Here is a 24,169-nt window from a genome sequence, read left to right as displayed (position 1 = left end):
GGCTAGGTGCGCGGGTAGCGCCGGGCCCATTCCGCGGCATAGCGCCGATCCGTCGACGGGGGCTGCGCCGAGAAGTGCCAGAACGCGTCCCCGGCCACGGTTTCCACCAGGTCGGCGGCCGCGAGCCGGTCGAACCATCCGGGCGGCAGGCCGGGAATGCCGGTCCGCGCGCCGACCACCGCGCCGGCGATCGCACCCGTGATCGCGCTGCGGCCCGCGTGGTCGACCGCGGCCTGCATCGCCCACCGTGGGTCGAAGAACCGGCGCGTCACCGCGATCATGGCCCGGCCCAACGCGTCGACGGCGGTGTCGCCCCTGCCCACGGCGTCCAGTTCTTCGGGGTCAGTGCGGACCAGTTCCTTGCGCGCGCGCACCGCGTTGGCCAGGATGTCCGTCACCGGGCCGGGTGCGGGACCGCGCCGGGTGATCTCCTGGAGCAGGGTATGCGGCGGTGACGGTTCCCCGCGCCGGAACAAGCGGCCGAACAGGGCGGCGACCACCCCGGCCGCGTCGGCGGTCGGACCGTCTGCGCCGCCGCCCATGGCCAGCAGGCGGCCCACCTGCGCCGCGGTGTCCACATCGGATTCCGGGCCACCGCCACAGAGCGCCGCGACCAATCCCGGTACGAGGAAGGCGACGTCGTCGGCGGTCGACGGCCCGGCGTCCCCCGGCACGCACAGTTCCGGGACGTGGGAGAGCCAACCATCGCGCACTCCCCGCTGCGCGTCTTGCCCGCGCCGCACGGACAAGGCACCCAACGCCATCAGCCCGCCGGGAGCGGCGCCGCCGAACGGGGCGGGCAGCCCGCGCACCAAACCCTCGGTGTGGAACAGCAACTGCCGGGTGAGCGGGCCGATCGTCCCGGTGGGTTCCAGGATCCCGTCCTCGCCGAACCGCGCGCGGATCTCCGGAAGGCTCAGGGTGTCCACGGCGGCCCCCAGCGACTCCCCGAGCGCGAACCCGGCGAAGGCGCCGGCGACGCGGTGCCAGGCGAAATCCGTGCCGTCGGCGTCCTGACGGAAGAACTTGCCGGAAGTCGCCGCGTGCGGCCGGACCCTGCCCGCCGCGTCGTACCCCGCGGCCAGCCCGTTGGCCCGCAGGTCGGACGGCCACGACTGGCCGGAGACGTCGTCGTCCGGCGAGTCGACCCCGGTGGGTGCCACCCCGTTGCGTTGCTCCCAGGCCCGGCCGCGGACGAACCGCACACAGTCTTCAGTGGACAGTTCGAATCCGGCGGCCCTGGCCTTGCCCGCCGCTTCCGCCAGTCCGGAGACGGGTTCGGTGAGGCCGAGTTCCACCCTTATCTCATCCGCAGCTTTCGCCACCTCCGCCGAGTATTCGGGCGACAGTTCCACGGTCCGGACGGCAGGCCGGAAATTCGGCCACTGCTCGCGGGTCCGCGCGAGTTCGACGGCACTGACGACGTCCGAGGGGAAGGCACCCGGATTGATCGCCAACCCGGTTCCGGGGAACTCCGCGGCGAGTGACAGCACGTCCGCTCGCACCCATTTCGCGGTGCCGGGCGGCAGTCGCCTGCGGGAGCTGAACACCGTCAGCACGCGGGGCTGCTCTTGCCACAGCGCGGCGAGGGGTTGCCCGGTCCGGTGGTCGAGGGGGCAGTAGAGTTCCGCGGTCAGCAGGCCGGCCAGGTAGCGCGCCCGGTCGAACCGCCCCGTCTCCCAGCAGCCGAGCAACTGCTCCGCGGTGGTGTCCATGGCCGGATGCCCGAGCCGTTCGGGCCCGAGCCGGTAGTCCGGGTTGACCCGGATCTCCCCGCCGTCAGGCCCTCGTTTGCGCCAGGCCATGATCGCGCTCACCGGGACACCGAGGTGCGCCACCCCGCTCCGCGCGAACTCCGGTTCCAGGATCTCCTGCCAGTCGTCATGACCGGCGACGGCCACCGCGACACTCGGCCCGGTGCCGTCGGGCCCAGGGTCCGGATGACGCAGGCTCCCGTCCTCGCGCACGATCAACGCGGGTTTGGGAACGAGCGCCGCCAGCCGTTCGCCGCCGTCCAACGCGCGAACCGCGTCGTAGGGCACGAACCAGCCCTCCGGAATTCGCAGCAGGTTCTGGTGATCGACCCGTACCGCGTGCTCCCCGGCGGTCAGGTCGACCGGATTCCCTGCCCTCAGCCACTGTTCGACCTTGGCGATCGCTTCGGAAGCCCGCACGATCAGTCCTCCCGCCGTGTCCCTCACTTGAACTCCCTCACCAGTTTCCACTCGTGGTCCCAGATACGGGCGGACCAGGTCTGCCCGGCGATCCGGCCCAGCCGCTGGATCTCCTCCAGCCGTTCCCGCGCGCCCTCCGCCGCCTCATCCCCGATTCCGGTCGCGAGGAGCATCCGGACGAGCCAAGCCGGGTCGATCGCCCGGATCGCCGCGAGTACGGCGTCGTCGAACGGCTCATCGAACCAGGCCGCCACGAAGCCGGACCTGATCCCGACCAGCGGATCGGCGTAGTCCGGAAAGGACTGGCCGTTGTCGATCACGATCGCTTCCCCGTCCGGGCCGGTCAGGCAGTCGCTCGGGCTTCTGTCCGAACTGGCCGCGACGTAGTCCAGGAAGGCGATCAGCTGTTGTTGCTCACGCGGATAGGCGGTCACTTCCAGTGCGGGGCCGGCATCCCCTCGCCACATCTGGCTGGAACCGGGCCCCAGCGGGCCGTCGATGTAGGCGGTCGGCGGGACGGCGTCCGAGCCGACGGCCCGTGCGAGCCGGTACATGGCGTTCTCACGGAATCCCTGTCCTGCCAACGGAAGATGCCCTCCGAGTGCCCGGGTCTCCCCCGACGCGGGTTTGTAGATGGTGCGCGGATGGCCGGCGTAGGTCAGGTGATAGGTGGTGTTGGCGCTTTGGCGCCCGTCACCGAACTCGACGCAGTCGACCGGTTCGGCCGACGCCATCGCGGCCTCGGCCGCGTCCCCGAACGTTTCCGGTCCCGGCGGCGGAGGCGCGGGCAGGCCACGTTTCGTCGCCTCGTCGAACAATTCGGACCTGCGACGCAGGATCACCACCTCCAGCGCCTCCTCTTCACGCGTCAACGGCCGCGTCTGTTCTTCGGACCGGCCGACGAGCGTGCCGACGGTTTCGTCGAGCGCACGCGCGGTCTCCGCGACCTCCTCGATCGCCCTGAGCCGCAAGTGGAGTTCGGCGAGGTTCCCGCTCGGCAGCCGCAGCACCAGCCGGAGATCGCGGTAGCCGTCGTGCCGCGGCCGGAAGAACCGGTCTTCGAGGCCCACGATCTCCATCGGCTCTGCGTCGAGCCGCTCCCGTAGGACGTCCAACGCCTGGTAAGCCCAGGACACCTTCTCGAACACCACGAACGCGGCGACCGTCTCGGCGTCACCGTGGCCCGAGGTGCCACCGGCGGCCTCCGCCAGCCGATCGGCGAGTTCGTTCACGCTTTCCCGGTCCTCCGGCCGGAACTCGGCGGTGGGGAGCTCGTCCGGGATGCCGTCGACACGCTCGCGCACGGCCCGGACGGCCGCCCACTGCGCGTCGGTCAGGTCGATCGGACCAGGAGGAGACGCCAGCACGCTCTCCCGCAGGATCTCGTCCGCGCCACGCCGCGCCACCTCGGCCGTCGCCGCGGTGAAGATCTCGGCGTCTCCGCGCGGGGGCAGCTCCGCGTCGGTGAAGGTCAGCAGGCCGATTCCGGTCACCCGCTTCGGCAAGCGCATCAGCCAGCCGTTGTGCGGCTCGAGGAAGACGACCCCGTTCTCGTCCCGGCTCACCAGCGCGACGTGGTCGCGGACCGAACCGCCGCGCTCGGTCGAGGTCACGTGGATGACGGCCAGCGCCCCCACCGGCCGGTCCAGCATCGCGACGATGACGCTGTCGTAACTCGTGCCGTGACCGTGGTCCCACGTCCCGCCGAGCCGGTCGGAGATGTACTCCAGGCTCGACATCTCCAATAACCGCTCCAGTGGCACCGGTGGCGCCGTCACGTCTTCGCCGCGCAGGCGCCGCACGTAGTAGACGACGGCACGGGTGCAGTTGGTCAGGTAGCCGTCGTCGAGGGCGTCCGGCGAGTAGTAGTGCGGATTGGTCGCGGGCACCTGGGGATACTTCGAGAGCAGGTAGGAAACGGCTGCGGGCCACCGGCCGATCACGGTTTTCGCGTGCATCGCGGGCAGTGCGTTGCGCCGCGTCGTCCGGAACAGTGCGGATTCCCGATACGGCCCCGCCGCCGATCCGGCGTTCTCCCGGTAGGCGGCATGGCCGGTCTCCCGCGCGGAGGCGGCTTCCACCTCGGCCGGACCGAGCCGCACTTCGTCTTCCTTGCCGCGATACCCGTTCCCCGCCGACGGGACCGCGGCCTTCCGAGGCTCCGGCAGGTGAAGATCGCCGGTCGGCGGCCGAGCGCCCGCCGGCGCACCGGCGGGAGGCAGTTCCGCATCGGTGAAGGGCAACAGGGCCACACCGACCGGTTCCTTCGGCAGGCTCAGCAGCCAGCCGTCTTGAGGATCGAGGAAAACGACCCTGCCCCCGTCGTTGGCCACCAGCGCGACATGCCGTTTCGGCTGTCCGCCCGCCAGGCGGTATTCCACCGCCAGCACGGCCATCGCGCCGGGAGGGCGGCGCAGCATCGCGGCGACGACGCTTTCGTAATCCGTGCCGTGACCGTGCTCCCAGGTGCCGCCGAGCCGATCCGAGACGTACTCCAGAGTGCCCAGCGCGGCGGAATCCGCCGGACCCAGCGGTGGGGCCGTCACGTCCTCACCGCGCAGCCTTCGCACGTAGTAGACGACGGCGCGGGTGCAGTTGGTCCGGTAGCCGTCCAGGTACGCGTCGGGCGCGTGATACTTCGGATTCACGAGAGGCAGTTGGGGGTGATGTTCCCGGATGTATCGCGCGATGTCGTGCCTCTCCGGAAGCCTGGGATTCCGGCCGTCCGCTCGCCCGGATCGGCCCTCCCACCCCCCAGGGTGCCGAAGCTGCGGATCGCGGTACTGGAGATGCCTCATGGCCGCTTCTTCGGCCTGCTTCACCTCCGGATCGTCTTCAGGACGACGAGGAGCGTCCGGCGCCGGATCCAGTTCCTTCGGCCACTCGGGCGAGTACAGCCAGAGGTACCGGTCGACGGCGTTGCTCAGGTCGGCGTTGGCTTCCCAGACCGGCAGGCCGTTCCCGGTCCGGTGATAGTCGGCCAGATAGGTCGCCGCCCGTTCGGCGAGGGCGACGAGTTCCGCGATCGCGAGCCGCCGATCACCGAGCGTCCGGTAGTCACCCCAATCCCGTCGTGGACGGTTCGGGTCCAGTCGCGCCGCCTCCGCGCCGAGCGAACTCCGCAGGTCATGAAGGGCGGCTTGGTAAGTACCCGCCCAGTTCCCGTGCGGATAGTCGTGCACGTCGATCCTGATCGCGGTGAACTCAGGGGCGGCCGTCCCCACCGGTCCGGTCTGAGGGGCGGCCGACCGGCCTGGCCGCTCCAGTTCCGCCATCACGGTCGTGGCGGAGAGGACCACCTGGGAGTCCACGAAAGCCGACGCCGCCATCTGCGTCGCGACGCGTTCGGCCGCCTTCACCTTGTTGGTCTCGGCGATGTCCTTGTCGCTCAGTGCCAGTTCGTGTTTCCGGTGCCACCACTTGCGCCAGCCGATCACCGGCCCGTACAGGCCCGCCGTCAGCGCGGCCAGCGCCAGCGATTGGCTGACCCCGAACACCTCCACGAAACCGATGGTCACCCCGGTGCTGACGATCGAAATCCTCGTATAGGTCTTCATGAACTCGGCGCGCGGCGCGAACTTCGGCCGCGTCTCGATCGCCGGCGCGCCCGGAACGACCGAGCGCACCGGTTCCGGCCGCGGTTGCCCGATGAAGGGAAGCGCCTCGCGGAACCGCCGCAACAGGCCGGGCCGCCGCGGGGCGATCATCTTTTCGACCTGTTCGAGCAACGCCATGCGCTCCGCGAACACGTCCGGCCGCATCAACCGCCGGATGTCCCGCTCGTCGAAGAACCTTCTGTCCACTGTGTACCCGAGCTCGAGCTGGTCCAGCTTGTTCAGCTGCCAGATCGCGATCGGCAGCATGAGCAGGCTCTTCCCCGCTCCATAGGCACCGAGCGCCTGGAACAACGTCAGATGCTGGGACAGCAGCGCGGTGTTGTCGATCGTGCCCGACGCGGTGGGCCGCAGCCCTCGCCGCACGATCTCGCTGAAGTACTGGGAGAAGTCCGGCAGATTGGCCATGATGCCCAGTTCGGGCATGGACCGGCTGACGTCGTGCGGGTCGGGGATCTCGCCCGGCTCCGGCGGCCGCTCCAGACCGAGCCGCTGCCCCATGGCCGCGTAGACGTCGGCCTCGGCCTTGTCCAGTCCCCTGGCCCGCTTGTCGATCTCCTTGAGTTCCGCCCCTTTCTGGACGCGGGTACGGGCGCGCTCGGCGAGGGGCAGGAAGACCGCGGCGCCGACCGCGTACACGGTGAGACTGAGCCAAGAGGCCAGCCCGATCCCCGTGCTCGCCCAGATTTCGAAGGGCACGGCGGCCGCGGTCCCCGCGCCGAGCGCCGTCAACTGCGGGACGCTGAACCGTGCCCCGTGTTTGCGCAGGGGCTGGGCGAGGTCGGGCCGGGGACCCATCGCCTGCTTGGCCGCCGGGACGCCGGGGCCTTCTTCCGGAGCCCAGCCCAGGACTTCCAGCAGCGAACGCACCCGCTCGGCGGGCGCCGCGACGGCGTCGATCTCGCGGGCCTTGGCGTCGTATTTCCGTACCTCCGCGACCTGCGCGTCCTTCTTGATCTCCCACTCACGGGCGAGGAACCCGCCGTAGACGGCGTTGACCAGACCGAAAACGCCCCACGCGACGCCGCTGGCCGGCGATCCCGACGCCGCGAAGACCACCGCCGCGCTACCCGAGGGCAGGAAACCGGTGATGAGACCCGTGGCTATATGGGTCCGCGTCGCGGGGTAGCCGTCCGTGACCTTGGGCGGGAGGTGACGCTTGATCATCAAGGTGACGGGTTCGCGTCCGAGCGCGGCCAGGCGGTATCCATGGTCGGCCTGGTTCGGGTCGAGACCGAGTTTGCCGATCACGTCCCGGATCTCCTTCCGGAGGCGGTAGCGCTGGGGAAGGTTCCACTTCGCGGCGTCGAAGGCACGTCCGAGGACGACGAGCTGGGCCAGATAGCCACGGTCGGCGGCGGTCGGCCGCGGCAGGCCGTCCAGATTCCCTTCCGGGCTCAGGAACCTGGCGCCGGGGTCGGCGGTGGGTTCTCCCGTCAGGTGCGCGTACCCGGCGACGAGGCCGTGCACGCCCACGCGGAGGGCGACGCCGAGCGGCATCCGGGTCGAAGCGGCGATCCTGATCGTCCCTAGCACCGGGCTCTGGCCCGGGTAGCGCCGCGATACCGACCACTGGCCCGCCGCGTCCTCGAGATCGGCGAGGTCGAGGACGACATCGATCCTCCGCCCTCGTGGATCGGCGACCGTGATCGACCGAGGGTCCTGCCCGACGATCGTCATCCCGGCGGCCTTCACCGCTTCGGGGAACGTGCGCCACAACGCCTCCAGGACTTTCTCGGGGCGGATCTTCCCCTGCACCGGCTTGCCCGCCTCGATGGCGACCGGGTCCGCCGCGACCGGTGTGGGAGCGGGCCGGAGTGCCGGGGGCACCGCCGGTGCGGCCGACGGCAACGAGGCGATCGCCGCGGTCAGCTGCCGGGCGAGGACGCCGATGCGCTCCGGATGCCCTCGTAGGTCCGCGATCTGTTCGAGGATCCCGCCCTGCTGGGCGGTCAGACCGGCGACCCGCTCGATCAGTTCGCCCGTTGCCGCGGCCGCGCCGGCGGCGGTGATCAGCTCAGAGAAAGCGTGTTGCACGGTGGCCGGGAGCGCGTGCCAGACCGGGGACCACTCGGGCGGGAGTCCCGCCGGAGGGGCGACCTGTGCCAGCCAGTGGGCCAGTGCTTCGCCCGTCTTCACCGGGAAGCCGTTCTTTCGTGCCAGCAACGTGGTGAAGTTCTTCAGCAGGGGAAGCCCGGCCCTCGGTCCCACCTCCGCGGCGAGATCCGCGAGCGCACGGCGGTCCCCCGGCCGCAGCGCCGTCCAGAAGCCCGCCAGTGAGTCGGGCAGCCCCGGCGGGAGGGACACTCCGCCGCGCCGGGGATGCGGTGCCTGGCGCTGGGGATGCCGTGGTCGCTTCCCCGGTTGCCACGGGGCACCGAAGTCGGGAGTGCGATGCCCGCCGATCATCGGATCCGGCCAGATCAGGTCCCCCGGACCGATCTGCGGCCGTGGCGGGGCCGGTGGCATTTCCGGCCGGATCGCCGGTGAAGGTGGCGGGTACTTGGCCGAGAAGGCGGCCGGATCGGCCTTGAACTCCTGGACGGCCGGCGTCTCGATGCGCGGGTGGAGCGGATCGGTGACGGCCCGCCTGATCCGGGCGGCGTCGCCTTCGTGACCGAAGCCGATCTCCACCTGCTGCCCGAACAGCGCGGCCCGGCCGGCTTCGCCGAGGCGACCGGACTCGATGCCGATGACCCGGCCCATCCAGAAGGCGTCCCATTCGGACGGTGGCACCCGCAACGAAGGCGGAACGACGTCGGCGCGCAGTTCCCGTGGCACGACCGACCCCTCGGTCCCGGCTCGCAACGCCTCGACCGCCAGCAGTTCGCCGCTGCGCCCCTGGAACTCGTGCGAAGCGTGGATCAGGGTCTCGAACCACTCACCGGCAAGGCCCCGGTACAGGTTGACGGGCTTCGGCTCCTGCATCCCGTGGACCACGCACTCGTGCACCAGAGTGGTCACGAGCTCGCCGAGTCCGACCTCCGGGCGGATCAGGCTCAGCCCCAGTTCGGGCAGTGCCACCGCGCGCCGCTTCAGCTGATCGAAGGGCTTCTCTTCGCCGATCTCGGCCCGGATCGCGTCCCGCTTGGGATGGTTCGCGATCGACGGGCCGTGCCAAGGCACCGCCGTCTCGGTGAGGCCGTGCGCGAAATCCACTCCTTCCGGACCGAACATCACTTCGAGCCAATGGCGGGTGATCGCTCGGGTCACCACGTCGAACCGGCCGTTTTCGGTCACCGACGGCTGCAGGAAACGCATCCGGTGCGGGTCGAGGAGATCGAAACCGGCGACCTCCGCCCAGGCGGGCACGGGAGAACCCGCATGCTCCCTGGCGTAGGCACGCAGGGAGTCGCTGAGGGCGCGCAGCGATTTCAGCACCGGCCGCACATCCTGCGTGCGTTCGGCGGCGGCGATCGAGTCACGCAGCTCGGCGGCCTGGGCGACGAAGCCCGCCCACGACGTCGTCCGCCGCTGGACCGCCTCGGGCGAGAGCGTGCCCAGCGCGGCTTCCTGCTCCAGCAGGGCCGACACCAACGGGGCGGCCTCTTCGAGCTGCCTCGGCAGCTTGTCCGGAGGATGCGAACCGGGTTTGTCGCCGGCGTCGAGGAAGACGGCGAAGTACTTCTTCGCGAGAAGCATCTTCTCGTCGATGGAGTACGCCTCGTCGCCGAGATCCCTGAGCAACTGCTCGAGGTTTTCGGGCATGGTCTGCCGGACCCGGTCGAGAAGTGCGCCGAACTCGCGACGGAAGGCGGGGAGTTCGGGCGCGTAGGCGTCCATCGCCGCCAGGTGTTCGCGTTCCGGGCCGGTCAGGTCCCAGCCGCGCCCGATGCCGAGCGCCACGTTGTCCAGATGATTCTCCGGTGCCGCCGCGGACCATTCCCGCCGCTCGATGCCCTCACCCAGCAGATCGGCCAGCCTGCCCGCGTCGACGCCTGCCGCCGCGCCTGCTTCCTCGAGATGGGCGAACAGTTCCGGGTTGTTCTCCCTGAACACCGCGAAGACGTCGTCCGGAGCGACCGACGGCCCCGCCTCCTGGGCGAGTCGCTCGTACAGCCCGGCCATGCCGTCGGCCAGCGCGCGGAACTCGGCCAGCCGGTCGGCTTCCGTGATCTCTTTCGGCGCCGGGGGCTCGTTCGCCGGCTCCGTCACCACCGGCTCGCGGGGAGGAGCGGCGAGCAGTTTGCCCTTGAGGCGGGGGTTCGGCGTCAGGAGGGTGAACGGCGAATCCTTCCCCGGCGTTCTCGGTCCTTCCCAGTTCTGGCGATACAGCACGCCGGCGAACCGTCGCCCCGGACCTTCCGTCAGCTGCCGGGCGATCTCCCGCAGGCCGGGCTGGTCGGTCCAAACCGCCGCGCCGTTGACCACCAGGAAATCGCGTTTGCCGAAGGGCCGGTTCGCGAGATCTTCCCGTGCCCGCCGCAGCAGATCCTGGTGGGCGCCGTCGCCTGCTCCTCGGAGATCGGCCGTCAGGATTCGTGCCAGGCTGCCGTCGGCGAGCCGGACCACGACCCACGGGAAACCGGTGGGCCTGCCGTGCGCGTCCAGGTCCGGGCGCACGACATGGACGATCTCGGCGCCCACGAGCAGCGCGTCGGTGAGCTGCCCGTTGTCCAGCCGGCTCAGATCGCCCGCGAGCGCCCGCTCCGGCGAGTGCCGCTCGACGAACTGCCTCGCCCTCACCGCCGCTTCCTCGCCCAGGGCCTTGGCCAGTCCCGGAGAACGCATCGGCCGGTCCGCGATCGCCGTCGCCTTCTCCGGGAACGAATTCGTCGTGTGCGGCAGGGAGTCCAGCACCTCGTACGGAGCCGCTTTCGCTTCCCTGCCATGGAACTCGCGGTGCTGGAACACCGCCTCGAAACCGAGGTCCATCAACTCTTGGGACAGCGACGTCGTTTCGGGATCCTTGTCCTTCGGGTACCTGCCGTCGAGCACGACGCTGTTCCGGACGCCGTCCGGTGCCGCGTCGAGCCAGATCCTGGCCCGGTCCACCGCTTCGCCGCGGGCCGCGGAGCCCTCCCGGAGGTCGCGCGCCGGGATGATCAGGATCCGCAAGCCGGTGAGCCCGGCCAGTCTGCCGTCGACCTCCACCATCCCGGTCGGCTCGCCCCGTTCGTCGAACACGGGCCTGGGCTCGCCCTCGATCTCCGCGCCGGCGAGCCAGTCGGGATTCTCCAGGATGAGCTCGTACAAGGTGTCCAGCGCCGGGTCTTCCCCGCGCACCCGCTGAGCACGGTAGGCGAGGATCTCGCGGATCGCCGCGCGTTCGCGGTCGCTGAGCGGGTTGTTCACCGGATCGGCCAGATACGCCGCGAACCGCAGAAGAGCGTCGATCTCCTGCTGCTCCCGCACCGCGGCGTCGGCGAATCCCCAAGGGCCCAGCGAAATCGGCATGCTCCGGGGCGCGAGAATCCCGCCGCCGCCGCGTTCCGGTCGAACCATCCTCGGTTTCTCCGGCCGAGTGCCGGTCAACTCGGCCAGCCGCTCGCCGAGCCATTCGCGCTCTTCGTACTCCTCCAAAAACTTGAGCTTTTCGCCCAGTTCGGCGTTACGGGAGATCACCCGGCGCGGCTCGCCTGGCCGGGGGTGCAGGACGAGCCGGTCGATGATCTCGTCGAGAACGCGGTGCAGCACCTGCGCCGCGTTCCAGCCGAGCCCCGCGGCCAGGTTCCGCAGCGCCTCGCGCTCCGAGTCGGTCAGTCGCTCCAGCACTTCGGGCGGGACCTCGGCGAAGGGATCGGTTTCCGGGTCGACGGCACCGTCGTCCCTGCCGGGCCAGGCCGGGATCTCCGGCGCGAGCGGGTCCGGGCGATCGATCCGCATCGGGAACTCGTCGGGCCATTCGGGGACCGATGGGCGCGGAACACCCGGTGCGACGGGATCTCCAGGTCGAGCGGGCCCCTGCGGCGACGCGGGGGCATCATGCTCCGGTCGTGCGGGAAGCTCGATCGGCGTCGGCCTTTCCGGCTGCGGTGGCCGATGGAGGGGGAGCTCGGGACCAGGCGGCTTCCCCGGTGCGGGGCGGGGCAAGTCGCCAGGCGGCACGTGCGTCGCCGGACCGATGGGAAGCCCTGGCGACGGCGCGGGATCCAGCGGACGGACGAGCCGGTGGTCCAGATGCTTCGGCTGCGGGAACTCCGCGGGCCGCGCCGCCGGGAATCCGTCGGGTGGGCGGGGTACGACCTCGGGTGGCCGCACCGCGGGCAACGCCGTGGGAGGGCGCGTCCGAGGAGCCTCCCGCGGAGTCGTCGTCTCGTCGATGGCTCGCGACACCGGGCCCGCGGCCGGACCGTCGACCGCGCGACCGGGCTGCCGTGACGGTGCGTCCGGCTCCGGGGTGATCCGCCCCGGCGGACGGGGCGGTGGAGAAGCCGGTGGCTCAGCGGGAACCCGGGCCGAATCCGCTTCCTCCAGCCGCTCCACTTGCCAGATCTTCATCTTTTCCGGCTTGGGAGGCGCGTCTTCGGACTTCGCGGCGCGCTCCCTGAGACTCATGGGTTCGGCTTCGCGCAGCCCGGCGATGGGTCCCTGAGGAAACGGCTTGGGTTTCACGGTCGACGATCCCGCGTGCTCCGCGGCACCCCGCGCGGGCGCGCCTTCGTGCGCGGCCGCGGGCGCGGCACCGTCGAGGAGGCCGACCGTCGACGGACGCGGCGCGGCCGCACCACTGCCGCCACCCGGTCGCGGGGCCGGCGTTATCGGTTCGCCACCGCCCGGCCCCACGCCGTCGATCGGCCCGTCGTCCCCGTGACGCTTGGCGTATTCGTCCGGCATGTGCTTCTTCGCGAACTGGTCGATCGGCGTCTCGAACCGCTCGCGCCGTTCGCGGAGAGCCACCTCGTCGTCCTTGACGCGATCGGGGGGACCACCGTCGTCCCCGCGCTTCTCGCCTCGCGTCCCGTCCCGATCACCTGCCGTGCCGTCCTTCGAGCCACGGCCTGCCTCTTCGGAGGCCGGATTCCGGCGATCGACCGGCCCGTCTTCCCCGTGCTTCCCGGCGCGGGTCTCCCCCGGCTGCCCGGTTCCGCGGTCGCGGAGACCGTCCAGACTCTTCGCGGGCGCCGGTCCCTCGCGCCCGAGGTGCTTCAGATCGTGCCGGGTCATGTCCGCCGCGTCACGCCCGATCGCGCCGTCTCGGACATCTTCCTTCGTGACGGAGTCCCGGGACAGCTTCGACGGCGGAGGGTCGACGTCCGCCTTGCGCATCGAATCGATGACCTCCATGCGGAAGCCGTGACCGATGTTGGGCGAAACGTGCCCCGTCGCCCGCCAGTAGGCGAACTCCTCGCGCACCCTCGCCGGGTAGCCGGACTGAGCGGACTCCTCCCACGCCTTGTCGAACAGACCGCTTTGCCCGGGACCGAGCTGGTCACGCAGGCCGTGCGGTGGTGCGTCCGCGTTCGGCTGCGCGTGCCCGGCCTGAGCGTCACGGGACACGGTGTCGTCGGCGCCCCGGTGGGACTCCGACGGCGCCTTCGGCTCGGCCTCGGACAGCGGGCGATCCGCCTGGTGCACGGGATCCGGTCCACCGTGCCGGTTCGGGGCGCCACCGTGGTGCTCCGGGGGTGCCCCACCGTGCGACGGAGTGGGCGAGACTTCGGACGGCCGCACGAGATCGTGGGGAGACGGGACCGTGTTGCCGCCGGATCGGCTGTGCGCGTCGAGGAGGTTCTGCTCGACGCCGTTGCGGAGCAGCTCCTTTTCCTGCGCCGTGGGGATCACTGGCTCGCCATCGCGCGGCTTGGGAGGCGCCGGGTCACCGTCACGTGGCTTGGGAGGCGGCGGATCCCCGTCGCGCGGTGGTCCCTGGTTCGGTGGTTGGGGGCCGTCACCCTTCGGCGCCTGCTCGCCAGGGCGCGTAGGAGGCGTGGTCTCCTTGGCGGGCGGGACCCCGGGCGCGGCGTCCTCGGCCCGGCGGAAACTGCGAACACCGTCGACGACCTGAGCGACCTTGCCGAGGCCGTACTTGGCCGCACCGGTGAGATTCGCCTTGCCGACGACTTCCCCGACCTTGTGGAGTCCTTTCGGGAATCCGGTGAGGTCGGCCGCTTTGGCACCTTTCCCCAGCGCACGTGCGCCGCGGGCGATACCCGCACCCGCCCCTCGGGTGCCGATCAGGCCGATGACGTTGCCGGTGGTGTAACCGGCGACATGCCACCAGTCCTTTCCCCAGGCACCGTGGTCGACGAAGTTCTTGCCGAATTCCTCGAGCGTGTCACCGAGTACGCCCTTGAACAGCTTGTCGTCGAGGAACCCTCCCACCTCCGGGTCCAGGCCGTACAACAGCGCTCCGCCGACCAGCATGCCCAGGTTTCCCCAGGACTTCTCGATGTTGTAGAGGGACCAGCCACCCTCGCCGAATCCGGCGAGCCCGATGATCGCCTGGAACTGCACCACGGCCGAATCCCAGAGACCACCGAAGAACCCGTCGTGCGGTGTCGGATCCGCCTCCTTGGGGTTCCGCATGTTCGCCGCGGTTTCGCTGATCATGTCCTTGATGTCCTTGGCCACCCCTTCCGCCAGCTTCCGCCGGTAGTAGCCACGCACCCCCGGAAGATTGCAGCCCAGCGCGATGTAGATCAGGTGGTTGCGGTCGTAGGTGTCATGGATCTTGTCCTTGACGTCGACCAGGAGGTTCGCGTACGACTCGTACGCACCGCCGATGGAGTCCAGACCGGCGGCGATCTGATGGATGCCGTTCTCGCCGTTGTTGTTGTTCTGGACCAGATCGCGCAAGCTGGCGCCGCCACGGTCCCGCCACGCGGTGCCGTGCAGGCGGGTCACGATGTCGTTCGTCCTCGTCACGGCTTGCTGTACCTGCCGCCCGGCGTCCTTGAACCCCTCGGCCTTTTCGTGCGCGTGTACCGCGCTGTCCGGGGGGTAGTAGTCGTCGACGGTCCCGCCGCCTTCCGACAGGATCAGGTTCCAGAAGTCACCCGACGGCGGGGCTTTGTCCTCCATGACCGCGAGCGCCGATCAGCGGTTGACCGACGACCAGATGGCCCTGGCGGCCTCGGCGTCATGGGCGACGTAGACCGGCACCAGCAGCCCGCCGAGATCCGCGACATTGGTGTAGAAGCCGGGAACGGTGCCCACGGCCGCCCTGGCCTTGTCCGGCGCGAACTCCTTCGCCTCGTTCGTCAACAGCGCGTGGAACGTCTTGCCCAGCAGGCCTTCCCCGACCCTCGTGGCGGCGACGATCCGGTTGTTGTCACGGGTCCAGGCGTCACGGAGATCCGCGGAAGCGCCACGCAGGTTCCCCATGAAGGTGTTCGTCGCGTCCGGGTCCATGTCGGCGACGTCGTCACCGTTCAGGCTCAGCCAGGTCATCGGCGCTCCCCCGTGATCTGCCGGTCGAGTACGTGCAAAGCGGGTCCGAACCGCAGCTCGGCCGCACCAGGCTCGGCCTTGCCCGGCAAGTGGCCGGCGACGAGCGCCGCGCATTGTTCCTGGGCGCGCTCAGTGGCGCGGTGAATCGTGTCCTTGATGGAGCGCGACAGTTCGGCGGAGTCGGGAACGCGGTAGATGCGGGGATCCAGGCGCAGCTCCACCAGTTCGCCGTAACCGCCGACTGTCGCGCTGATCAACCCGTCGTCGGACTCGGCGGTGACCCGCAGCTCCGCGATCCGGTCTTGGGCGGCACGGAGTTCCTCGGCCATTCGCCGGTAGTCGTCGTACCTGTTGACGGACGTCTCCACGGTGCCTCCCACCTCGTCTCCTGGCCAGTCTGCGGCCACCGGGCCCCGGCTACGGCGCCTTGGCAGGTTGCGGCCAGCCGGCACCGGTCCACCGGTCGCCGTCCGACGATTGCCAGGGTGAAAAGACATCGGATGCTCGCCGCCGCGACGGCGTTGGTCGCGCTTCACTGCGGCACGGTCGCGGCACCGGCGTACGCGGCACCGCCCGCGGGCGCCTGCCGTGATCCGGAGCCGGCGCACGCGGAGGTCCAAGCCGAACCCTGGGCACAGCGCTTGCTCTCCCCGGAACGGGTTTGGCCGCGAAGCCGCGGCGCCGGGGTGCTGGTGGCGGTCGTGGACTCCGGGGTCGACGCCGACCATCCCCAGCTCCGCAGGCCGGGGAAGGTGCGCCAGGGCAGGGACTTCTATCTGCCGGGCGGGCTGCCGGGTTCGTTCGACTGTGTTTCGCACGGCACCGGGGTGGCCGGCGTCATCGCCGCCGATCCGGTGCCCGGCATCGGTTTCCACGGTATCGCCCCGGACGCGGAGATCCTCCCGGTCCGGATCACCGACCGGGATTTGAGCGACCAGGGCGATTCGTTGCGGATCGACCCGCGGGTGGTGGCCGACGGGATCCGGTACGCGGCCGACCAGAACGCCAAAGTGATCAACCTGTCCCTGGCGGGGCTGAGCGACTTCGCGGTCATCCGCGACGCGGTCGCCTACGCCGTCAGCAGAGACGCGGTCGTGGTGGCCGCCGCGGGCAACTCCCAGCGGGACGCGAACGCCGGGCTGCCGTCCTATCCGGCAGGCTATCCCGGTGTGCTCGGGGTGGGCGCGGTGGACATCGACGGTGCCCGGATGAACGCTTCTCAGATCGGCCCGTATGTCGGGATCATGGCGCCGGGCGCGAAGGTGCTCGCGACGACCCGCGTGGCGGGCCACGCCTACGTCGACGGAACCAGTTTCGCCGCGCCGTTCGTCTCCGCGACGGCCGCGCTGGTGCGGTCCGCGTGGCCGGACTTGTCCGCCGCGCAGGTCGTCGAACGGCTGAAGGCGACGGCGAGTCCGGCGCGGGGCGGCCGGGCCAGCGCCGCGTACGGCGCGGGCCTGGCCGATCCCTACCGCGCGGTGACCGACGGACTCGACCCGGAGAAGCCCGCGGCTCTGCCCGCCTATGCTCCGGGGCCGGTCGACCAGGCGGCCCTCGACCGGGCCGAACGGCTCAGAGAGACCGGGGCGGCCGCGAAATGGCTCACGGCCGCCGCGATCGCCGGAATCGTCGTGGCCGCACTGGGGGTGGCACTCGGGTTGCGCGGCCGACGACGCCGCTGGCGGCCCGGCCGCGCCGCACCACTGCCCGCCGAACCGCCCGCGGTGGAACCCCCGGAGCAGATGTTCCTGCTCTCCGAACGGTGACCTGGTCCCGTGCGTGGCGATTCGGACGAGCGCGGCGACGCGCGTGTCGTCCGTCCAGTCACGCGTGTCGTCCACCTGATCACGCGTGCCGTCCCCTCGAACACGCGCGACCGCCGAAGCGATACCGGGCCTCGTGAGCGGCAAGGACGGCAGAGGCCCCGGCGAGCCGAGCTCGCCGGGGCCTCCGTCCTCAGTGGACAGCCGACTCAGATCGACCTGAGCACCTGCGCCGCTTGACGCGGGGCGTCCAGCAGGGTTTCGAACCCGTCACGCGTACCGCGCGCCTGCCCGATCTGGGTGTGGAAGGTTTCGCTGGCCTTCGCCATGTCACCCCGCACGTGCTCCAGCAGTTCGTGACCGAAACCGGAGCGCACTTCCGAGTCGTACAGGAAGCCGAATTCGTTCTGTTGCTGACTGACGTTGTCGATCTGCTGATTCGCGTCGGTGGTGAGGGCGTTCACCATCATTTCACCGGTTTCCCGGTGCGCGGTGACGCGTTCGGAATTCATCGCCATAACGAGTCTCCTTTCCGAGTTACATCCTGGCCGCGAGGCCGTAGGTCGCCGATCCCTGGGTCTGCCGCGCCGCTTCCGAGTCGTGGTCGACGATGATGCCCGCCGCGGTCATCATCCCGTCCGAAGTGTCGGTCGTCCGCCCGACGTGGAAACCGGTCTCCCCACGCCGCGACGAATCCACGTCGCACATGGCGGGAACGAACGTTCCGCTGCACGCGGCCGCACCCTCGTCGACCGCACTGGCGACCTTCTTCGAACCGTCGGCCATGGTCTGGCCGAATTCCGAGAAACGCGACGACTGGGCGCGCAACGCGGCGGTGTTGTCGTCGATCAAATCCCAATACGACATGCTCGGTTCTCCTTTCCGTGCTCTCGCACTCTTCCGAAAGGCTAGGTCGCCGGGACGCCGCGCCCGGGTCCGCGGCACGTTCCTGCCATCGACGCCCGGCAGGCTCCGTCTTCGCGGACGATCGGTGCCGTGGCGACAATCATGGTGAAAAGGCCGAGCCGTCGGCCGGCTCCGGAACTACCCGCCGGTGAGCTGATCCTGCAGCCGCCGCCGGAGATTCCGCCGCCGCCCGCCAGGCAGTGGACGCAGATCTTCATGGTGCTGCCGATGGTCGCCATGATGGCGGCGATGCTGCTGATGTACTCGAGCAGCATGACCGGGCAGATCCGGTTCGTCATCTACGGTCTGATGGGCGTCGGCATGCTCGGCATGGTCGTCACCGGATTCCTGCAGGGCGGCGGTCCGAGCAAACGGGAAATGGCCTACGCGCGGCGAAAGTACCTGCGCCATCTGTCGCAGCACCGGTTGCGGCTGCGCCGTTCGGTCCGACGTCAGCGCGAGGCGATGGAGTACCTGCACCCGGACCCCGCCACGCTCTGGTCACTGGCCGCGAGCTACCGGCTGTGGGAGCGGCGCAAGAACGACCAGGACTTCGGCGTCGCCCGGATCGGCCGCGGCCCGCAGGCCCCGACACTGGCCCTGATCGCGCCCGACACCAAACCACTCGAAGAGCTCGAACCGTTGTCGGCGCTGGCTTTGCGCCGGTTCATCACCACCTACACCACGGTGGGCAGGCTGCCCATCGCGATCGCGGTCAACGGCTTCAGCCGGATCTTCCTCCGCGGTGACCGCGGTGCCTCGCTCGGCGTCCTGCGGGCGATGCTGGCCCAGCTGGCCACCTTGCATTCGCCCGACGACCTGCGCGTCGCGGTCTGCGTCGGCGAAGACCGGCGCGCCGACTGGGACTGGATCAAATGGCTGCCGCACGCGCTGCACCCGGAGCGCACCGACGCGCTCGGCCCGCTGCGCCTGCTCGCGGCCGGCATCCAGGGGCTGGAATCGATGCTGGAGGAGGAACTGGTCAAACGTCCGCGGTTCGACCCGGAGGTGGACGTCCGCGTTCCCGGCCCGCACGTGGTCGTCGTGCTCGACGGCGGATCGGTCGCGGGCTCCGATCACTTGATGACCGGCGGTGGCGTGGAAGGGGTGACGGTGGTGGACCTCACCACGATGCCGCCGCGTGCCTTGGACCGGACCTCGGTCGTGCTGGCGGTGGACGCCGACGGCACGCTCGTCAGCGAGACGATCGACGGCGAGGCCCCGCTCGGACAGGCGGACACGCTCGGCGCGGTCGCGGCGGAAGGCCTGGCCAGGCAACTGGCGCCTCTTCGCCTGACGGCGGGACTGCGGGGCGAAGCCCCATTGACCTCCGAACTGGGCCTGGCCGAACTGCTGCAACTCGGCGACCCCTACGACTTCGACCCGGCCGACACCTGGCTGCCCCGGCCGAACCGGGACCGGCTGCGAGTGAAGCTCGGCATCCAGGAGGACGGCACACCGATCGAGATCGACCTGAAGGAGTCGGCCCAGGAAGGGATGGGGCCGCACGGTCTGCTGATCGGCGCGACCGGTTCCGGTAAATCCGAGCTGTTGCGGACGCTGGTGCTCGCGCTGGCCGTCACGCACCCGCCGAACTCGCTGAACTTCGCGCTGGTCGACTTCAAGGGCGGGGCCACTTTCGCCCGGCTGGACGCGCTTCCGCACACCAGCGCGGTGATCACCAACCTGGCCGACGAACTGCATCTGGTCGACCGCATGACCGACGCGATCAACGGTGAGCTCATCCGCCGTCAGGAACTGTTGCGCGCGGCGGGGAACTTCTCCTCGTTGCGCGACTACGAGAAGGCGCGGGCCGCCGGAGCCCCGCTGCCCGAAGTCCCGACCCTGCTGGTGATCTGCGACGAGTTCTCGGAGCTGCTGTCCGCCAAACCCGATTTCATCGACATGTTCGTCCAGATCGGCCGAGTGGGGCGTTCGCTGGGAGTGCACCTTCTCCTCGCCTCGCAACGGCTCGACGAGGGCAGGCTGCGCGGACTCGAGGCCCACCTCTCGTATCGGGTCGGCTTGCGGACGTTTTCCGAAATGGACAGTCGTGCGGTACTCGGCGTGGCCGACGCGTTCCACCTGCCACGGGCACCGGGGCACGGCTTCCTCAAGGTCGGTACCGAGCCGATGGACCGGTTCCGCGCCGCCTACGTGTCTGGCGTCCACCAGCGCGACACCGGTGTGCCGGTGCTCTCGGCCGGGCGGGAACAACTGGAGCTGCACGAGTACACGACGTCGTATGTCGCTCCGGCGGTCGGCTTCGACGAAGAAGTGGACGCTGCGCAGGAGGAAGACGACACGGCCGTCGGCGAGACGCTCCTCGACATCCTGGTCGACCGGTTGGAGGGCCAGGGCACTCCCGCGCACCAGGTTTGGCTGCCGCCACTGGACGAGTCGCCGACCCTCGACGGGCTGCTGCCGGGCCTGCTCGTCCACCCCCGGCGCGGGCTGACCGCCGGCTCAGCCGACCAGGCGGGCGCGCTCCGGCCGACACTCGGCATCGTCGACCGGCCGTTCGAGCAGCGGCGCGATCCGCTGGTGCTCGACCTGTCCGGCGCCGCTGGCCACTTGATGGTGCTCGGCGCGCCGCAGACCGGCAAGAGCACCGCCCTGCGCACGCTGATCACGAGCCTCGCACTCACCCACACCCCGCGCGAAGTCCAGTTCTACTGCCTGGACTTCGGCGGTGGCACGCTCGCTTCGATCAGTGCTCTCCCGCACGTCTCCGGGGTGTCCGGCCGGCTCGACACCGGCGCGGTCCGCCGCACGATCGCCGAAGTGGCCGCCGTGCTGGCCCAGCGGGAACGGATGTTCGCCGAACATCGGATCGACGGCATCGTCACCTACCGGCGGCTCCGGGCCGGGGGCGAATTCCCCGAAGACCCGCACGGCGACGTCTTCCTGATCGTCGACGGCTGGCTGACACTGCGCAACGACTTCCCGGAGCTGGAGGACATCGTCAACGACATCACCGCGCGCGGCCTGTCGTTCGGCGTGCACGTGGTTGCCTCGTGCACCCGCTCGTTCGATCTGCGGATGAACGTGCGTGACCTGTTCGCCAGCAGGCTCGAACTGAAGATCGGCGACCCGATCGACTCGGCCATCGACCGTCGCGCCGCGATGAGCGTGCCCTCCGGCGCGCCGGGCCGGGGGCTCGCCACGCAGGGCCACCAGATGCTGATCGCCCTGCCCCGGATCGACGGCAAAGCCGATCCTGACGACCTCGCCGAAGGGCTCGCCGCCCTGGTCGAGGCGGTCCGCAAGGCCTGGCCGGGCGAACCCGCGCCCTCGGTCCGCCTGCTGCCCGGCGTTCTCGCGTACGAGGAACTTCCCGAGACCGACGAACTCACCGGACCGAACGCCGGACTCACCGTCGGGATCCACGAGAAGGACCTCTCGCCGTTCCGGCTCGACTTCGCCGCGGACCCGCATTTCCTCCTGCTGGCCGACACGGAGTCCGGCAAGACCGCGTTCCTGCGCTTGCTGGCCCGCCGGATCACCCGTGCCTACACCCCCGAGCAGGCGAAGATCGTGCTCATCGACCACCGGCGCGGCCTGCTCGGCGAAGTCGGCAACGAACACCTGCTCGCCTACGGCACCGGCGACACGTACAGCCGCGGTCTCCTGACCGAACTGGCGGGGATCTGCGAACAACGGCTGCCCGGCCCCGACATCACGCCGGAACAGCTGCGTGCGCGCGACTGGTGGCAGGGCCCGGAGATCTTCGTTCTCGTCGACGACTACGACATGGTGGCCACGCACAAGGAACATCCGCTGCTGCCTCTGCTGAACCTCGTCGCACACGGCTCGGACGTCGGCTTGCACTTCGTGCTGGCCCGCCGGACCGGTGGCGCCGGGCGGGGGATCTTCGAACCGTTCTTCAGCCGGATCAGGGAAGTCGGCGCGCCCGGCTTGATGATGTCCGGCGACCGCGACGAGGGCCCGTTGCTCGGTGGTATGCGCGCACAGGTACTGCCGCCTGGCCGTGGCTGGCTGATCGACCGGCGCGGCACCAAGGGCCTGGTCCAGCTGGGCTGGCTGCCACCGTCGGCCTAGGCCGGTTTCTGTCGTGGCGGAGACGTCATCGTTTTTTCAGTGAAGACTCGACTTCAGGGGTGAGAAATGGGGCTCGGCGACTACACGGACGGCAATACCGAAGCGATGGAGGTGTTCTCGCAACGGGTTGTGGCCATCGCTCAGGAAGTTCCCGAAGGCGCTCTCCGTCGCGTGGTGGAACCCGCTTGCGCCGGCGGCCTGGATCAATGCGGCGAGGTGGTCAGAATGGACGCTTTGGTCACGAAGGAGCTTCAAAAGTTCATCACTGACGTCGGGTACGGCTTGAGCGCTTACGCCATGTTCGTTCGGAACGAAGGAACGAAGTACCTCGCGGCGGCCGAGGATGCCAAGAAGGAGATTCTCAAAAATCTGGCGCAAAGGCAGGACACCGGGTTGCCGGAGGTCTCTCCGGAGTTCCCGCCCGCAGTGGTCCAGCCGAAGTAGGGAGCATTCACATGTCGAACGAAGACTTGTCCGTCGACGCGCTCTTCGCGAAGATCGAAGCGGAACTTCCCCACGCTGCCAAGTTCGACGAGGCAGCGAAGATGTGGGACGAGGCCCGCGCATGGATCGACGACAAGATCAGCCGTTTTCGCGGAGAGATACAGAATCTCCGCGGCGAGCAAGGATGGATGGACGGCGCCGGTGAGCTTTTCGCCACCCGGGCGGAGAAGGACATCGAGTCGCTGCGCTCGTGGACACAGGCGACGGCGGAGGTCCCGGGCGCGGCCTATCCGGTCGGCGGCTTCACCAACGGCGAGTTGAAAGTGGATGTCGCCTATACCCTCGGAATAACCCGGTCCAATGTGGCCGGCGCGCTGCGCACTCTGGCAAGTGACGTTCGAACCACGTACAACAACTTGAAATTACTGCACGACGACTTCCACCAGAAATATGACGCCGACCTCAAGCTGAAGGGTCAGAACGAACCGCTCTATCGGCAAAAGATGGCCACGGAACTGAACACACTCGGGCTCAGCTACGTCGCCCTGTACACCTGGGTTCTCCCCCAAGCGACGGGCGCTGCCTGGACCGGCCCCCGAGCCCATGTGCCCTCGACGATGTCTCCGGATCCCTCTGCAACCGGACCGGGCCTCGGCACCGACGGGACCGGAACGAACGGGACACCCGCCGAACCCGCGACACCGGCCGAGCCCGCGAAACCGACCACTCCGGAATCCCCCGGAGAGCAGGAAACCCCTCAGTCCCTCATGGACGCCGCTTCGTCCTTGCTGGACAGCGGTTCCAATGCCTTGGAGGCGGCGAGCGGGCTCCTGCAGCAGGTCGGCGGTACGGATATCGGCGGTGAACTCGGCCGTCTCGAACCCGGCGAGTTGTCCCCGCTGGCGCCCCTGCCCGATCCCCTGGGTTCCGTTGGCCTGCCGGGTGATTCCTCGGGACTTCCGAGTCTGGCGGGCTTCGACGGCGGCGCGGCCGGAGCCGGTTCAGGTGGAGGCGGCGTGCCTTCGACGGCGGGCCAGGTTCCTCTGTCCGGCACGGGTCTCGGCACGTCGATGCCGGGAGCTCCGCTCCCCGGAGCCGGAACGGCGGCTGCCGCGGGCTCGGCGCGCGCGGCGGGGGGCGGGATGGCGGGCCCGGGCATGATGCCCGCGATGCACTCGCCGCACGCAGGCGGCGCGAATTCGTCGAGCGGGATCCGGCCGGGAGCCGCCGAACAGGTCAACGCCGTCCGATCGCGGAAACCGGACAGCACTCCCGGTGTGTCGTTGCGGGGCCGGACCGGACGGACGGGCGCGGCCACCCCGCCACCCGCCGCCGAACGGCGCTGGGACGGCGAAAACACCGTCCAGTTGCTCGACGAGGAACTGTGGCAGGTCGGCCCGGCCGGGCACGACGAACCGAAATACCGCACCGGACAGTAAAGGAGGGGGCTCATGCCCGATTTCGTCGATGGTGATCCCGAGGCGATGGCCGCTTACTCGGGGCTGCTCAAGGCGCCGGAGATGCCTGGTTCGCTTCACCGGGTGGGAGACGGCCTGAACGCGACCGGGTTGTTCGAGGGCATCGCGATGTCCTTGCTGGACAAGGCCGCGACGGCCGAGATGACGGCCTTTCTGGCGAAGATCACCGAAGACCTCGTCACGGATTCGACGAAGGTCAAGGCCATCGCCGCGGGCTACACCGCCGCAGACGCGGCGAGCGCGCTGACACTGGCCGCGTCGTCGTTCAAGGTCGCCCAGCAGGGCCTGAGCCTGCTGAAGCAGGCATCGAGCTCGATCAGCCAAGCCCCGAAGTCCCAAGACGAATCCACCGAGGCGCCCGCGGCCGACGGCTCGCAGGCGAGTGTCTGAGGAGC

Annotated in this window: 11 protein-coding genes; 5 read left to right on the top strand and 6 right to left on the bottom strand. The window is 69.9% G+C overall.

Translation table 11 applies throughout. From position 1 onward, the window contains the following. Positions 1–2 precede the first annotated feature (2 nt). The 4 genes from ED92_RS23440 to ED92_RS23425 are packed head-to-tail and all read right to left on the bottom strand — an operon-like array spanning position 3 to position 15,501. On the bottom strand, positions 3–2,201 hold the full coding sequence (locus tag ED92_RS23440) for an ADP-ribosylglycohydrolase family protein (RefSeq protein WP_235213353.1): 2,199 nt from the start codon (positions 2,199–2,201) through the stop codon (positions 3–5). Further along, positions 2,198–14,752 (bottom strand): toxin glutamine deamidase domain-containing protein, encoded by a 12,555-nt coding sequence (locus ED92_RS23435; protein ID WP_037342048.1) that lies wholly within the window; start codon positions 14,750–14,752, stop codon positions 2,198–2,200. The genes ED92_RS23440 and ED92_RS23435 overlap by 4 nt, the downstream gene beginning before the upstream one ends. A gap of 15 nt (positions 14,753–14,767) precedes the next feature. Next, positions 14,768–15,121 (bottom strand): hypothetical protein, encoded by a 354-nt coding sequence (locus tag ED92_RS23430; RefSeq protein WP_037342046.1) that lies wholly within the window; start codon positions 15,119–15,121, stop codon positions 14,768–14,770. After that, a complete protein-coding gene (locus tag ED92_RS23425) occupies positions 15,118–15,501 on the bottom strand; it encodes a YbaB/EbfC family nucleoid-associated protein (RefSeq protein WP_081975894.1) in 384 nt (127 codons plus the stop codon). Before ED92_RS23425 ends, ED92_RS23430 begins: the two co-directional genes overlap by 4 nt. A gap of 120 nt (positions 15,502–15,621) precedes the next feature. Here ED92_RS23425 and mycP point away from each other — a divergent pair, with 120 nt between their 5' ends. After that, complete coding sequence (gene mycP / locus ED92_RS23420; protein WP_037342045.1) at positions 15,622–16,887, top strand: type VII secretion-associated serine protease mycosin; 1,266 nt, start codon at positions 15,622–15,624, stop codon at positions 16,885–16,887. Positions 16,888–17,093: 206 nt separating this feature from the next. Here mycP and ED92_RS23415 read toward each other — a convergent pair whose 3' ends face one another. Continuing rightward, positions 17,094–17,402 carry a hypothetical protein gene (locus ED92_RS23415; RefSeq protein WP_037342044.1) on the bottom strand — a complete coding sequence of 103 codons (309 nt, stop codon included), beginning with the start codon at positions 17,400–17,402 and terminating at the stop codon, positions 17,094–17,096. Positions 17,403–17,421: 19 nt separating this feature from the next. Further along, positions 17,422–17,751 carry a hypothetical protein gene (locus ED92_RS23410; RefSeq protein WP_037342043.1) on the bottom strand — a complete coding sequence of 110 codons (330 nt, stop codon included), beginning with the start codon at positions 17,749–17,751 and terminating at the stop codon, positions 17,422–17,424. Between the two features lie 129 nt (positions 17,752–17,880). On the opposite strand from ED92_RS23410, the gene ED92_RS23405 reads away from it, so the two are divergent. The 4 genes from ED92_RS23405 (at position 17,881) to ED92_RS23390 (ending at position 24,164) form a co-directional block, all read left to right on the top strand. Continuing rightward, positions 17,881–21,852, top strand: coding sequence for a type VII secretion protein EccC (locus tag ED92_RS23405; RefSeq protein WP_037342042.1), 3,972 nt, complete (start codon positions 17,881–17,883; stop codon positions 21,850–21,852). A 66-nt stretch (positions 21,853–21,918) separates the two neighbouring features. Further along, positions 21,919–22,296, top strand: coding sequence for a hypothetical protein (locus ED92_RS23400; RefSeq protein WP_037342041.1), 378 nt, complete (start codon positions 21,919–21,921; stop codon positions 22,294–22,296). An 11-nt stretch (positions 22,297–22,307) separates the two neighbouring features. Next, the gene (locus ED92_RS23395) at positions 22,308–23,735 is read left to right on the top strand and encodes a hypothetical protein (protein ID WP_037342039.1); all 1,428 of its coding nucleotides are present in this window, start codon (positions 22,308–22,310) and stop codon (positions 23,733–23,735) included. Between the two features lie 12 nt (positions 23,736–23,747). Continuing rightward, entirely contained in the window at positions 23,748–24,164 is a 417-nt protein-coding gene (locus ED92_RS23390) for a hypothetical protein (RefSeq protein ID WP_037342038.1), read from the top strand. Positions 24,165–24,169: the final 5 nt, after the last annotated feature.

The sequence above is a fragment of the Amycolatopsis sp. MJM2582 genome (assembly GCF_000754115.1).
In the GTDB taxonomy this organism is placed as follows: domain Bacteria; phylum Actinomycetota; class Actinomycetes; order Mycobacteriales; family Pseudonocardiaceae; genus Amycolatopsis; species Amycolatopsis japonica.
The sequence above is the reverse complement of the archived record's forward strand: the minus strand, read 5'-3'. Positions and strand labels throughout refer to the sequence as shown.

What these genes read in the sequence shown, in the direction of transcription:
- ED92_RS23435 (WP_037342048.1), bottom strand. Translation starts at nt 14,752, where the DNA reads ATGGAGGACAAAGCCCCGCCGTCGGGTGACTTCTGGAACCTGATCCTG.
- ED92_RS23430 (WP_037342046.1), bottom strand. Translation starts at nt 15,121, where the DNA reads ATGACCTGGCTGAGCCTGAACGGTGACGACGTCGCCGACATGGACCCG.
- mycP (WP_037342045.1), top strand. Translation starts at nt 15,622, where the DNA reads ATGCTCGCCGCCGCGACGGCGTTGGTCGCGCTTCACTGCGGCACGGTC.
- ED92_RS23415 (WP_037342044.1), bottom strand. Translation starts at nt 17,402, where the DNA reads ATGGCGATGAATTCCGAACGCGTCACCGCGCACCGGGAAACCGGTGAA.
- ED92_RS23410 (WP_037342043.1), bottom strand. Translation starts at nt 17,751, where the DNA reads ATGTCGTATTGGGATTTGATCGACGACAACACCGCCGCGTTGCGCGCC.
- ED92_RS23400 (WP_037342041.1), top strand. Translation starts at nt 21,919, where the DNA reads ATGGGGCTCGGCGACTACACGGACGGCAATACCGAAGCGATGGAGGTG.
- ED92_RS23395 (WP_037342039.1), top strand. Translation starts at nt 22,308, where the DNA reads ATGTCGAACGAAGACTTGTCCGTCGACGCGCTCTTCGCGAAGATCGAA.
- ED92_RS23390 (WP_037342038.1), top strand. Translation starts at nt 23,748, where the DNA reads ATGCCCGATTTCGTCGATGGTGATCCCGAGGCGATGGCCGCTTACTCG.